The sequence below is a fragment of the Mycobacterium sp. genome (genome assembly GCF_032159765.1).
GTDB lineage: Bacteria > Actinomycetota > Actinomycetes > Mycobacteriales > Mycobacteriaceae > Mycobacterium.
Map to the genome: position 1 here is coordinate 1 of NZ_JAVHWM010000072.1, position 11,054 is coordinate 11,054.

An 11,054-nucleotide genomic window follows, 5' to 3' on the forward strand; every position below is an offset into this window, starting at 1 on the left:
CGAGTCGTTGTGACGCGGCCAGCACCGGCAAGGATTCAACAGTGCCGGCTTCTTTCACGCAGCGCTGCCAAACGACACCCGCGGCGAAGGCCGCAGCAGCCGGATACGGCGGCTCGATACCGTTCGCGTCCCGGTAACACTGGCTGAACCACACGCTGTTGGGTCCGTCCACGGGATCATCTGTCCCGTCGTCGAACCACTGGCACGGTCCGTAAAGCCGCTCAACGAGATCACCGATGGCGTGTCGGAGCTCACCGACCCCAGCGGCAACCAATCCAACTGCACGCCAACGGTATTCGCTGCCCCACTGCGCGATGACGACGTCATCGTCGAAGGAACCGGCCGATAACAGCACATCGCCCGCTGGGACTTGCACCAGCACTTCTCTCGCCCGGCCTGGCCGAAAAGTGACTGACCGCCGCAGGAGACCGAGTCGCCGCGCCGCCTCCGCTGCCCCTTCGGCCACCTCGCGGCCGAACCCCGTGTCGACGTGCATTATCACCACCTCCGATCCCTCACCAAGACCTTCGGCGACAAGGGTTTCGAGCACTGCGGCGAGATAGCCGTAAGCGGGAGACTCCCCGTTGACGACCCTCGGATACGCCGGCCGCGCCAGCCGGGCGGTGGCGCCACCGTGGTTCCACATGACCCCTTTGCTGGCGGCCGCGGCCGCGAGCGCGGGCCCCGCACCGTAGGGCCCGAACACCACGTCGGGCCCGCTAGCTTCGGCGGCCCGGATCGCGGACGCCGCAGACGGGTAAGCGTCGATGACCTCCAGACTTACTCCGGAACGGTCGGCCCAGAGAGCAAGGGCGCTCGCCCCTGCCTTCCCGAATCTGGCCAGCGGCCCCGACAGCGGGGTAACCAGGACGGCGCGAGCTGCCACGCCCACAACTTAAGCGAGTCGAACAACCGCCCAACTCCCCGGGGAGTACGGAGCAAGCTCCTCGGGCCGGGGTGAAGGTCGGACGGGCCCGCGGCACCACCGTGATGACCGTCGGCGTGGAGAGAATCGTCGAGACCGCGCTGGAACTTGCTTGGCAGCGAGCAAAGGCGGTGTACCTGTCGTTTGATATCGACGTCATCGACTCGGTTTCGTCCTGAGCCGAGCAGACCTCGCTCATCAGTGCTCGTGTCGTACTCGACGCGCCGGCAAGTCTGGTACGGGTGGGCAAACTCGGTAACAAAGCATCCACTCGGCGCCCCGACGCATGGGAGCCGTATCCGGGCGATGCACCGCGCGACCGACCCAGAATTATCCCGCCGGTCACTACCCGCCGCACCGGGAAGGCTGATGAACGTCTGACTCCCTGTAGATGTCACGGATGGACTGGTCTCCTCGAGTCAATACATGTTGTGGGCCGGGAATCCCGAAATCTGCTAGGCGGTCTGCTTTTTCGATCACCCCCGAGTCGCCGCGTACCCTTCCCCGTCGAAATCCCGAAACGGCGTGATTGATCGGCGCGCCGACCGACCATCGATCGGTCACTGGTAGAGCTCGTTGAGGGAACGGCTTGTTTGTCAACGAAAGTCGCACGGCCGCGCAGATGTGGTCCACAACGTCCCTGGAGCGCCGCGCAAAGTTCGGTTCCCGACATCATTCGTCGTGCGCAACTCGACCACTGTGCCTCCCTCGGCGACCGGGCCGGCCAGCACCACAACCTCGGAAGGCGCGTCGCCGGGCCCAAAAGGGTAGCGTCCGAAACAGATCCAGTGACCCGGCGTAGATCTCGATCACGACGACCGGCCCAAGGCCACTCGCCCGTTCGACCGCGACGTTAAAGTTCCTTGGCGCCGCGGGCGAACCCGAAGATTCCGGCGGCTACGAACGGCGCGGGGGAAAGCATGGCGATCAACGCACTTCTGGTGTCGGGAAGAGACCTGCTGCTGATGAGTCCTGCGATCACGTCGGCGTTGTCACTGAGCAGACCCATCGATGCCCAGCGTCGAAACTCCCCGCCCGCACCGGCGGCCAAGGCGGCACAGGCGCCCGTCCCGATCACCACATCGCGGATCCCTATGGTGCGCATGAGTAGCGTTTCGGTACCCGAGGCCTGCTTAAAGAATCGGCCCGGCACCAAGATCATTGCAACACCCACGCAGATGCGGGCCGCCGCAACGGTGGCCAGTGCCGAGGTGCCCAGAGAATATTGCCGTGCCATCCGTCAACACTAGCCAGGCATCACGGCCGGCAAACCGAGAATCTGAAAGGAATGGGTCGTCGATACGCGCGGCCGCATCGCCACGCCTGCTGAAACCAGCGCCCGCCGAACGGTATTCGGGGAGACACCGAACCTTTCGCCAAGTTGAGCCAGGACTGCACCGGCGCGGTGCAGCTCGGCCGTCGATACGTCACCATCGGCGAGCCCCTGGCCACACCTCTCCGAGCCGTGCCCATGCAGAATCCTGATGACGCTGTCGTCGACACCAGGATGTCGAATCCCCCGTGCACCGCCCCGACACCATGGGAGCCGGTCACTGAGCCGCGGGTCCGACGCCATTGCCCTCGAGTTCGCCGCCGGTACGCAGGCTTCGGCCAAATTATTGAATGTTCGTTCCTAAAATAGTAGGGTTCGAGCATGGCCAGAACCCGAGAGTTCGACGCGGACGCTGCGCTCGACGCCGCGATTAGCGTCTTTCGCGAGCATGGATTCGAGGGTAGTTCGGCCCATATGCTGGTGGATGCGATGGGGATCGGGCGGCAGAGCCTCTACGCGACCTTCGGCGATAAGTGGCAGCTCTACCGCTCGGCGGTGCGGCGTTACGGGATGGGCGAATGCGCTGCCCATCTCGACGCCCTACGTAGCGGCCCGCGAGCCATCGATGGGATTGATGCGATGTTGCGTCGGGTGGTTGAAACAGCTGATCAGCCGTGTCTCGGCGTTGGCTCGATCTGTGAGTTCGGCGCGTCGCGGCCCGACCTCACAGAGATCAGCGACGCACTGGGCGTTGGTCTGCGCGCAGCCGTGGCCGCCCGCATCCGCGATGCGCAGTGCGAGGGCGATGTTGCGGTCAACATCGATCCCGAAGCCATCGTCGAGTTCCTGATTGCGAACATCTCCGGCATCCGTGTCGCTGGGCGCGGCGGCGCGGGTCCCGGAACCCTGACCAGCCTGGCCGACATGGCACTGAGGGCGATTCGATAGCCAGGCTTCACCCAATTACAGAATATTCATTCAAGATAGGGAGTAGATCCATGAAGGCAGTGATGATGACAGGCACGGGCGGCCGGGAGATGCTGGAGTACCTAGAGCGCCCCGACCCCACGGCAGGTCCTGGCGAGGCGCTGGTGGAGATCGCCTACGCGGGCGTCAACTTCATGGACATCGGTGTGCGACAGGGCATGGCGTGGACCGAGATCCCCAACCCGAAGATCCTCGGAGTGGAAGGCGCCGGGCGCGTCCTGACGGTGGGCGAGGGCGTCCAAGGCATCTCAATCGGCCAGCGCGTCGCCTGGGTGTACGCGCCCGGAAGCTATGCGGAACGGATCGCGATTCCGGCCACGTCGCTGGTCCCGATCCCCGACGCGATCGACGACCGCGTGGCCGCTTCGGTGATGATGCAGGGCCTCACCGCAAGCCACTTCGCGACCGACTTCTACCCGGTGCAGACCGGAGACACCGCGTTCGTCCACGCGGCCGCCGGGGGCCTGGGACTGCTGCTGACCCAGATCATCAAGCTGCACGGCGGCCACGTCATCGGCCGCGTCTCCTCGGAGGCCAAAGCCCCCGCGGCCAAGGAGGCCGGCGCCGACCACGTGGTCGTCGACACCGAGGGCCGGTTCGCCGAGGAGGCGCTGCGGCTCACCGATGGCGACGGCGTGCACGTCGTCTATGACGGCTGTGGACCCGCGACGTTCCAAGGGTCACTCGACGTGCTCCGCCGATCGGGCACGTTCTGCTGGTACGGCCCCGTCCTCGGCGGACCCGGTCCGATCGACATCATGAGCCTGCCGAAGAGCATCAAGATCGGCTACGCGGTGTTCCTCGACCACATAGCTACGCCAGCACTACTGCAGGCCCACACGGAACGACTCTTCAACTGGATCGCCGAAGGGGAGCTTGAGGTCCGGATCTTCGGCGAGTACCGGATGGCCGATGCGGCGAAGGCCCACGCCGATATGGAGAACCGCAAGACCGTTGGCAAGCTGCTACTGGTGCCGTAAGTGCTTGCACGAAGCCGGCAACAAAGGCATGGACACCCCATCGATAGGGACGATCATGGATAAGTACGAATTCGACCGGATGAACAGCACGGTGATCAGCGAGTTCCGCGCCACAGGAGGCAAAGCCGGCGGTGTGTTCTCGGGTAAGCGCCTGATCCTGCTGCACCACATCGGTGCGAAGTCCGGGACCGAGCGCATATCGCCACTGGTGCCGTTGCTGTATGACGGCCGTATCTTCGTCTTCGCCAGCAAAGGCGGCTCCGACAAGAACCCCGACTGGTACTGCAACCTCGTAGCCCACCCGAACGTCACCGTCGAACTCGGCACCTCGACATTCCCGGCTACAGCGCGGACGCTTGAGGGAGCCGAACGCGATGACGTCTACGCGAAGCAGAGCGCCCTCGAACCGCAATTCGGCGATTACCAACGCATGACTCGGCGCATCATCCCGGTGGTTGAGTTGGTCAGGACTATTGATTGAACGTCATGACCCGTCCCCGCGTCCCCGGAGAACTCCTTCCGAACAACCCGGGGCGCCAGGTGGACTCAACAACTGGGACCGGCCAGACAAACTCCGTAGTCCGCTGATGCTCCGACACCGACCACCACCCACTGATTAGGTTTCGAGTAAGGACATCGAGGCCCCTGCTCAGTGGGGCTGCTCAGTGGGGCGGGCGGGGCTCGAACCCGTATACCAGGGGTCACAGTTACGGGCGATGGTCGACATGCTGGCCAAACAAGCGGACGGACCGGTCCGATCGCCCACTCCTCTGGCTCCTATCCAGCGAGTGGACCGGCGGGTATCTGCCGAGACAATCGCTGAACTGGTGCAGGCTTATCGGGACGGGGCTTCAACAACGGAGCTGCGGCGACGCTATGACGTCAGCCAAGGCAGTGTCATCAAGCTGCTACATGAACATGCTGTCGAGATGCGTGGTCAGGGACTGGCCGATCGAGACGTACCTCTTGCGGCCAATCTCTACCGGAGTGGCAAGACGTTGGCGCAGCTTGGCGAGCGGTTCGGTATTTCCCCCAACGCCGTACGCCGAGCGTTAGTTGCAGCCGGTGCGGTGATGCGGGTGCGCGGCGGGAGCAAGCCGGGGAGGTAGCAGTCCGGCCGAATCTTGTTTGGGCGCGGCATGTCTGACCGCAATGCGGAGCAGGTTTCAGTTCCACTGTAAACCAGCACTTTTCATGAATAGTCGTCATTATCCATGAATTAGTCTGCATATTGCATCGGATGAATCAACCTCCTCATCTCCGGTTCGGCCGTTCCGCTTGCACGACAGCGATCACCTGACCAGCACCAACCTCGTCCGCCCAGTTTTGTGCTGCATTCACCGCCACGTCACTAACGCCTTCTCGCGTCGTGTGTATGACGAAATCGGTTGCTAGCGAGCAGTTCCGGAGTAAACCTGTCCTATGCCGGGGACGTTCCTGGTGCCCGCGCGGCAGCAGAGGGAGCAATGGGCCTCGCATCCGAGCTCTTCGAATACTACGCAGGATCTGTGGACACGGCGTTCGCTCATGTCCACTTGGCTGCAGGAGATGCCGCCGCGGCGTCGGAAGCATTCGAAGCAGCACGCAATCGCACCGGCCTTGATCTCCGAATTGCCTCGACGTCCCGCTGGGCGCCGCTGGCTTTGCTTGCGTGCGTCGCGGCCCGCCGCTGGGCCGACGACGTCGTGGCGGTCACGAACGGCTGCGGTCGATCGCTTCATTGACGGCACGCGCGTACGTCGAAATCGCCCTGGGCGAACACGACACCGCGGAACGCGATGCGAACGAAGCACTCGACTTGGCAGCGGGCCTAGGGTGCGACATCGTCGTTCCGTTCGCTCTCGACTGCCTCGCCGTGGTGACAGGGCGACGCAGGTAATCACGTGTCAGCGGCGCGTCTGTTCGGCGCGGCCGACGCAGCCCGACGGACCATGGGCATCGTACGATTCCCCACTCTCGATGCCGATATCGAACCGACGGTCGCCGCGAGTCGAGACGCCCTGGGTTCGAATGATTTCGAGGCAGCGTGGGCCGAGGGGTTCGGCGCTGTCGATCGAGGAGGCGGTCGCATACGCGCGGCGCGGCCGGGACAGTCACAGACGAGTGTCGACCGGGTGGGAGTCGCTGACAGCTGCCGAGCTCGACGTCGCCCGGTTGGTCTGTGAAAGCCTGGGCAACAAGGACATCGCAGCGCGACTCTTCGTCTCGCATAGGACGGTGCAGAGCCACCTGACCCATGTGTACAACAAGCTCGGACTGGCCTCGCGGGTGCAACTGGCCCAAGAGGCGGCCGCCCGCACGTCGTGAGACACTCAGTGACCCGCCTCGAAAGCGATGGGAAGCGTTGTCGGACCGGATATCTCGAAGATCGACCTCCACGGCGCCGGGCCGGTGCGCCGCAGCTTGGGCATGCGGCGGGCGAGCACCGTCAACGCCTCGGCAAGCTCGACCCTAGCCAGGTGCACGCCGAGGCAATAGTGCACTCCCCCACCGAACGTCAGCATTGCGGGCGGCTCGGCGCGGGTGATGTCGAGGCGCTCAGGTTCGTCGTAGCGCGCCGGATCCCGGTTGGCCGCGGCCGTGCTGGCCATCACGTACGCACCAGCGGGGATGAGCACCCCAGCCAGTTCGACGTCTTCGGTCGCCTGGCGAATCGCATGCAAGACGATCGGCGAGTGCCGCATCACCTCCTCGACGGCGGCGGGCGCGAGCTCGGGCCGTTCGGCAAGCAGCGCCCACTGGTCGGGGTAGTCGGCGAACGTCTGCACCGCGGCGGCCAGCTGATTGCGCGTCGTGTCGGTTCCCGCGATGAGCAGGAGCAGTGCGAGGTTGCGCATCTTGTCGTGACTGAGCCGCTCGCCATCCTCCTCGATTCGGATGAGGTCGGAGATCAGGTCGCCCCCGAGCGAATGGCGTCGACGGTCGATCATCTCCTCGAGGTAGCCGTCCAGCGCATTCCACGACGCGAGGATCGCAACCTCGTTCTCGGCGACGGTGCCACCGAAGGCCTTGCCGACGTCGGCCGCCCAATCCGAGAAGAGTCGCCAATCCTCGCGAGGCGCACCGAGCAACTCACAGATGATCGGAATCGGGTAGTGGTCTGCCACGTCCGCGACGAAATCGCAATGACCCACTGCGGCAATTGGATCCACCAGCTCGTTGATCACCGAGACGCACGCCGCGCACATCCGGTCCGCCGCCCTCGGCGTGAACGCCCTGGCGACCAGTCGGCGAAGCCGCTGATGCTCGGCAGAGTCGACGCCGGTGAGCAACATGCCGATGCGATCCCACACCGGCCCCGACGTGATGCCCTGCACCACCAGAGCGATTCCCTTCGGCATCGCGAACCGCGAATCGCGGAGCACGGTGCGCACCAGTTCGTAGTCGAGCAACTCCGGTCCGTACGGACCGACCCCGATCGCGGCCTGCGTGTGGGCCTCCTGGATGACTCGGTGGGCCAGGTCTGGATCGAGGCCGTCGCCGTAGTCGATCGCGGGAAACGCGGTTTCGAAGATGCTCGGGAGCGCAGTGGTTGTCATGGATTCGACTATCGGTTGCGGACGCCACGTGGTTCATCGGCCAGGTGGCCCAACTTCCAGTGCACCGCGGGTGCAGGTGCCATCGGCCATTTGGCCGATGTTCCTACCTATTCGCCACAGCAGGGTGGATACCATGATCGAGATCGACGCAGGCACGGACGCATCGCCGCTGAACTGGGGTGACTTGGGCGTGAGCGGTTTACCGACGGGAACCGTGACACTGCTGCTGGCTGATGTCGAGGGCTCAACTCGGCTATGGGAGACGCAGCCCGACGCCATGACGGATGCCGTCGCCCGCCTTGACGAAACACTGGTTGACGCGGTCGCCGCGCACGATGGGGTGCGCCCGGTCGAGCAGGGCGAGGGTGACAGCTTCGTCATCGCATTCGCGCGCGCGACCGATGCGGTGGCCTGCGCGCTCGACCTTCAGCTTGCGCCACTAGCGCCAATCAAGCTGCGGGTCGGCGTGCACACGGGGGAGATCCGGTTACGCGACGAAGGCAACTACATCGGCCCGACGATCAACCGCACCGCGCGGCTGCGCGACCTGGCCCACGGCGGCCAGACCCTCCTCTCGGGTGCTGTCGAGCCCCTCGTCATCGATCAACTCCCACCCGATGTCACGCTGTCCGACCTCGGCACCCATGCACTGCGCGATCTGCCCCGCCCCGAACGGGTCATCCAACTCGGCCACCCCGACTTGCCCAATGATTTCCCGCCGTTGTGCGCCGCCAATGCCATTGCCGCCCATAATCTTCCCGCCCAACTCACCAGTTTCATCGGACGCCAGAAGGAGATCGCCGAAGTCCGGCGGCTACTGATCGACAATCGACTCGTCACGTTGACGGGCGTCGGCGGCACCGGCAAGACGCGGCTGGCCGCGCAGGTGGCCACCGAGCTGGCCAGCGACTTTCCCCATGGCGCTTGGTATGTCGACCTGGCGCCGATCTCCGTGCCCGGGTTGGTGCCGACGACGGCGGCGCGAGTGCTTGGCCTGACGGATCAACCCGGCCAATCGACTATGGAGACGCTCCAACGCTTTCTGAATGACCACGAACTGCTCGTAGTGCTCGACAATTGCGAGCATCTGATCGGGGCAGCCGCCGACCTGATCGCCGAGTTACTCAGTAATTGCTCGGGTTTGACGCTGTTGACCACCAGTCGCGAACCCCTCGGCGTCGCGGGTGAGGTGACGTGGGGTGTGCCGTCGCTCTCCCTGGCCGACGAGGCCATCGACCTGTTTGCCGATCGTGCGCGCCGGGCCCGCGCCGGCTTCCAGATCGGAACCGACAACATCTATGCCGTCACCGAGATCTGTCGGCGCCTCGACGGCCTGCCGCTCGCCATCGAACTGGCCGCGGCCCGCATCCGCGCCCTCTCTGTGAACGACATCGTCGACAGCCTTCACGACCGGTTCCGCCTGCTGACCGGCGGAGCGCGCACCGTGGTACGGCGCCAACAGACCCTGCGTGCATCGGTCGACTGGTCGCACGCCTTGCTGTCCGACTCCGAGCGAATCATGTTCCGGCAGTTGGCCGTCTTCGTCGGCGGCTTCGATCTCGACGCCGCGCACACGGTCGCCGGCGGCGACATATCCGAGCGCTACCAGGTCCTCGACCAACTGACCCTGCTCGTCGAGAAGTCACTCGTCGTCGCCGAAGACGGCCCACTCGGGACCCGTTACCGGCTGTTGGAGACGATGCGGCAGTACGCACTGGAGAAACTCGGCGAAGCCGACGATTCGGCGGATGCCCGTGATCGCCACCGCGATCACTACGCCGCGATCGCGGCAGCGCTCGACTCCCCGGCCGTCGCCGACTACGAACGCCAGCTAGCGCGCGCCGAATCCGAAATCGACAATCTCCGTGCGGCATTGGCGTGGTGCCACGAGCACGCCAACATCGAGCTCGCATTGACGTTGACGTCGTCGCTGCTGCCGCTGTGGTGGACCCGAGGGCACCACCGCGAGGGCGCCGCCTGGTTTGAAGCCGCGCTCGCTGATGATCTCGAACATGCGGTTCGGACTGCCACCCGTGCCAGGGCACTCGCTGACAAGGCCTTCCTCGACATGTGGACCGACCCAGATGCAAGCTTCGATCAGGCGCACAGTGCATTGGCGATCGCGCGGGAAGCGGACGACCCTGCCGTCCTTCTAAGGGCTCTAACGACGTTGTTCTTCATCGTCGGATACGGCTACGACCCCGCGGCCGAACAGTACGTCGCCGAGGCGATCGAGCTCGCTCGTGCGGTGGGTGACCGCTGGCGGCTGAGCCAGATCCTGACCAGGGCGGCAGGTATCGCCGTCGCCACCGGCGATCCGATAGCAGCGGAGGCCTTGGCAACGGAAGGACGCGAACTCGTCGACGCAATCGGAGATCGTGCAGCGTCGCGAGAATGCGGATTCTATCTGGGCTGGGGGCGTCTGGCCCAGGGCGCAACCGCGGACGCCGTCGCTCGATTCGGGGAAGTGGCGGCTGATGCCGAAGCGAACCGCGACGCCTTCATGACGGTGACTGCACTTTGCGGGCTTGGTATGGCCCAGGCTTTCCGCGGTGAAGTCAGCGCTGCGCGGACAACTGGCGGCAGGGCTCACGAAGCGGGAGCCGAAGTCAGTGAATACTTCGCCGGGTTCGGCCACCTCGTGTTTTCGTACGCAGCATTGGCCGAAGGCGACGTGGACGCTGCGCACCAGAGAAGTGCGTCGGCAATGCAGCACATCGCCGTCCAGCCAGGCCTGGCGGTGGTCGGGCGCGCCTTCAACGGTGCGGTCGCCGCGCTCGCCGACGGCGACCTTTCCACAGCACGCAACTGGGCCGACGAGTCGATCGCCTTGGCGAGGGGATGGCATCTCGCGATGGCGTTGACGGTCAGGGCTCGGGTCGCCATCGCAAGTCGTGAACCAGACGCGGCGGAAAGCGATCTCCACCAAGCGCTTTCGTGTGCTGCGGACATCAAGGCAATCATGTGCGTGCCCGACATACTGGAATGCCTGGCCGACGTGACCGCGACGAACGGCAACAACGACGAAGCGGCTCGGATGTTCGGCGCTGCTGAATCAGCCCGGCTCACCACCGGCATGGTCAGGTTCAGGGTCTACGACCCGTGGTACGAGGCATCGGTCGCTGGGCTTCGGGAAGCCGTGTCATCGAAGGAGTTCGACACTGCGTGGGGTGAGGGCGCCGCGTTGACGATCGACGAGGCCATCGCCTACGCACAGCGCGGCCGCGGGGAGCGCAAGCGCCCGTCGAGCGGGTGGGAGTCGCTCACGCCCGCCGAACGCGACGTCGTCAAACTCGTTGCCGAGGGCCTGACGAACAAGGAGGTCGCCGCGCAGCTGTTCATCTCCCCGC

Annotated in this window: 10 protein-coding genes; 7 read left to right on the forward strand and 3 right to left on the reverse strand. The window is 65.0% G+C overall.

Translation table 11 applies throughout. The features are described from left to right. The coding region (locus tag QOH60_RS08360; RefSeq protein WP_526419037.1) for an ABC transporter substrate-binding protein at positions 1-886 on the reverse strand (886 nt) is incomplete at its 3' end. A gap of 71 nt (positions 887-957) precedes the next feature. On the opposite strand from QOH60_RS08360, the gene QOH60_RS08365 reads away from it, so the two are divergent. Further along, a complete protein-coding gene (locus QOH60_RS08365; protein ID WP_526419039.1) occupies positions 958-1,104 on the forward strand; it encodes an arginase family protein in 147 nt (48 codons plus the stop codon). 674 nt (positions 1,105-1,778) lie between these two features. Here the strand turns inward: QOH60_RS08365 and QOH60_RS08370 are convergent. After that, the gene (locus tag QOH60_RS08370) at positions 1,779-2,162 is read right to left on the reverse strand and encodes a hypothetical protein (protein ID WP_526419041.1); all 384 of its coding nucleotides are present in this window, start codon (positions 2,160-2,162) and stop codon (positions 1,779-1,781) included. 417 nt (positions 2,163-2,579) lie between these two features. Between QOH60_RS08370 and QOH60_RS08375 the strand changes: the two genes are divergently transcribed. From QOH60_RS08375 to QOH60_RS08395, 5 genes are all read left to right on the forward strand, one after another. After that, on the forward strand, positions 2,580-3,146 hold the full coding sequence (locus tag QOH60_RS08375; protein WP_526419043.1) for a TetR/AcrR family transcriptional regulator: 567 nt from the start codon (positions 2,580-2,582) through the stop codon (positions 3,144-3,146). A 50-nt stretch (positions 3,147-3,196) separates the two neighbouring features. Further along, a complete protein-coding gene (locus QOH60_RS08380; RefSeq protein ID WP_526419045.1) occupies positions 3,197-4,165 on the forward strand; it encodes a quinone oxidoreductase family protein in 969 nt (322 codons plus the stop codon). A 55-nt stretch (positions 4,166-4,220) separates the two neighbouring features. Next, positions 4,221-4,646: a nitroreductase family deazaflavin-dependent oxidoreductase gene (locus tag QOH60_RS08385; RefSeq protein WP_526419047.1), complete on the forward strand. Its 426-nt coding sequence runs from the start codon at positions 4,221-4,223 to the stop codon at positions 4,644-4,646. A 235-nt stretch (positions 4,647-4,881) separates the two neighbouring features. Beyond that, complete coding sequence (locus tag QOH60_RS08390; RefSeq protein WP_526419049.1) at positions 4,882-5,274, forward strand: helix-turn-helix domain-containing protein; 393 nt, start codon at positions 4,882-4,884, stop codon at positions 5,272-5,274. A 994-nt stretch (positions 5,275-6,268) separates the two neighbouring features. Next, positions 6,269-6,472 (forward strand): response regulator transcription factor, encoded by a 204-nt coding sequence (locus QOH60_RS08395; protein ID WP_526419051.1) that lies wholly within the window; start codon positions 6,269-6,271, stop codon positions 6,470-6,472. Positions 6,473-6,477: 5 nt separating this feature from the next. Here QOH60_RS08395 and QOH60_RS08400 read toward each other — a convergent pair whose 3' ends face one another. Next, on the reverse strand, positions 6,478-7,704 hold the full coding sequence (locus QOH60_RS08400; RefSeq protein WP_526419053.1) for a cytochrome P450: 1,227 nt from the start codon (positions 7,702-7,704) through the stop codon (positions 6,478-6,480). Between the two features lie 133 nt (positions 7,705-7,837). On the opposite strand from QOH60_RS08400, the gene QOH60_RS08405 reads away from it, so the two are divergent. Next, a partial coding sequence (locus QOH60_RS08405; RefSeq protein WP_526419056.1) for an ATP-binding protein occupies positions 7,838-11,054 on the forward strand: 3,217 nt, incomplete at its 3' end.

Bases quoted from the DNA above. Each gene is read 5' to 3' on its own strand.
- QOH60_RS08370 (WP_526419041.1), bottom strand. From the start codon at position 2,162: ATGGCACGGCAATATTCTCTGGGCACCTCGGCACTGGCCACCGTTGCG.
- QOH60_RS08375 (WP_526419043.1), top strand. From the start codon at position 2,580: ATGGCCAGAACCCGAGAGTTCGACGCGGACGCTGCGCTCGACGCCGCG.
- QOH60_RS08380 (WP_526419045.1), top strand. From the start codon at position 3,197: ATGAAGGCAGTGATGATGACAGGCACGGGCGGCCGGGAGATGCTGGAG.
- QOH60_RS08385 (WP_526419047.1), top strand. From the start codon at position 4,221: ATGGATAAGTACGAATTCGACCGGATGAACAGCACGGTGATCAGCGAG.
- QOH60_RS08390 (WP_526419049.1), top strand. From the start codon at position 4,882: ATGGTCGACATGCTGGCCAAACAAGCGGACGGACCGGTCCGATCGCCC.
- QOH60_RS08400 (WP_526419053.1), bottom strand. From the start codon at position 7,704: ATGACAACCACTGCGCTCCCGAGCATCTTCGAAACCGCGTTTCCCGCG.